The sequence below is a fragment of the Roseibium sp. RKSG952 genome (assembly GCF_009711355.1).
On the sequence record NZ_SMMF01000583.1, the window covers coordinates 1 to 2098 of the forward strand.

At 57.3% G+C, this 2098-nt stretch carries 1 protein-coding gene; it reads right to left on the reverse strand.

From position 1 onward, the window contains the following. On the reverse strand, positions 1-2098 hold a 2098-nt coding region (locus E1297_RS02515), incomplete at both ends, for a condensation domain-containing protein (protein ID WP_155133489.1).

The following is a 2098-nucleotide window of genomic DNA, read 5'->3' on the forward strand; positions in this document are numbered from 1 at the left end:
GCATCCTCCAGCATGAAGGCAAGTCGCTCCGGGGGATAGTCCGGGTCAAGCGGGAGGTAGGCGCCGCCCGCCTTCCAGATTGCAAGGAGCGCGATGATCAGCTGCGCTGAACGCTCCAGGCACACGCCGACCACGCGCTCCGGGCCAACCCCTTGTGTCATTAGATAGCGCGCCAAGCGGTTCGAGGCTGCGTCCAGTTCGCCATAAGACAGCTCCCGGTTGCCATCGATCACCGCGCAAGCATCCGGACGTGTCAGAACCTGCTCCGCAAACAGATCAATAACGGTCTTTTCTAGCGGATAGTCGGCAGCAGTGTTATTAAAATCGTGCAGCAAAAGTTCCCGCTCCGCCTCGTCCACTAGTGGCAAAGCGGTGACGGAGGTCTGAGGAGTTGCCAAAGCAGCGGTCAAAAACCGTTGCAACATCTCACCCAAGCGTTGGATCGTTGTCTCGTCAAACAGGTCCGTGGCATACTCAACAGACATATCAACACCGGTTGCTCCCGGATTGATGTTGAGCGCCAGATCGTATTTGGAAACCTGCGGATGGGTGTTGCCGAGTAAACCAAATGCCATGTCCGGCCTGTCAAACGCTCCTTCATCCAGATAGGCGTGCATGACCAAGAGAACCTGGCACACCGGTGTCGCGTTGGATGGCTTTGCACTCAAAGCCGCCGCGACCTGTTCAAACGGCACATATTGATGGTCAAAGGCCTCGTTCACCGTTGTGCGAGCCAGTTCGAACAAGTGGTCGAAGCTCGCCTGACCATCCACTTCCGTCCTGAGCGCCAGTGTATTGCCGAAATAGCCAAACTCATCCCAAAGGGCCGCGTCCGGTTTCATCACATGGGGCGTGCCTAAAACAATGTCCGTAGACAGGGTCACGCGGGACAATAGTCCGGAAAGGGCGGCCACAAACACCATGAACGGTGTGCCGTTGTGGCGGACCGCATAGTCTTCAATCGCCCGCCACTCCACCTTGTCAAAGCCCGCAGTGGCAATCCGGCTCCCCTGGTGATCCCTCTTTGCCGGACGGGGCCGATCACTGGGAAGGTCGATCACTTCCGGCGCGCCTTCAAGCTTGGTCTTCCACCATGCAAGTTCGGTAGTCAGGATCTCCGACATCGCATCCGAGCGCTGCCAAGCGGCATAGTCAGCATAATGCAAGGCAATCTTGGGCAGCTCCGGGGCACGCGCCTCGACCGCTGCCGTGTAGAGCTCAAAGATATCCGACGGCATGACATGGCCCAAGGACCAGTTGTCGCCGACACTGTGATGAGTTGCCAAACACCAGACATGACACTCATCGGATAGTTTCAAGATCAAGGCCCGGCAGGGATGGTCTTCACCAAGGTCATAAGGGGCCGCAATTAAGCTGGCACAGCGCTCCTGTGCGGCCTGTTCAACCTGCTCAACTGGAAGCGCTCCGCCGCTCCAGTCTTCAAACACCACCTTGAGCGCTCCAACCGGGTCAATCCTCTGGTAAAGACGGCCATCTTCACTCACAAGCCTGGTTCGCAGGGTCTCATATCGGTCCAGGATACCCTGAACCGCTATCAAAAGCGCCTCTGTATCAACAGGTCCTGTGATCTTCAGAGGCAGACCTTCATTGTAAACTGGCTGGCCTGCGTACAGGCTATTTGCCAGCCACATCCGTTCCTGTTCAAATGAGGCCGGTACCGGCGCCGTCCGATCCACAGCCACAACCGGCGGCAGCCTTTCTCCGAAACTCTCATCCAGCCGGCCCACCATCTGGCGTACTGTCGGGCATTCGAACACAAGCCGAACCGGTACATGGGTCCCCAAGGCTTTCTCCAGGCGCATGGCAAACTGGGCCGCGAAAATCGAGTGCCCGCCAATGTCAAAGAACTGATCGTCGATTCCGACCCGGTCCAGATGCAGCCGGTCATGAGAAATCACATTCCGCATGATTTGGCACATGACTGCCTCCCGCTCGCTGCGCGGAGCAACATAATCGGTCTTGACAGTAACCCCTTCCACATCGGGCAGAGTTTTCCGGTCAATCTTGCCAGACGGGGTCTGCGGCAAGCGCGACAAACCGACAAAAGCGGAGGGAACCATATGTTCGGGAAGACTTT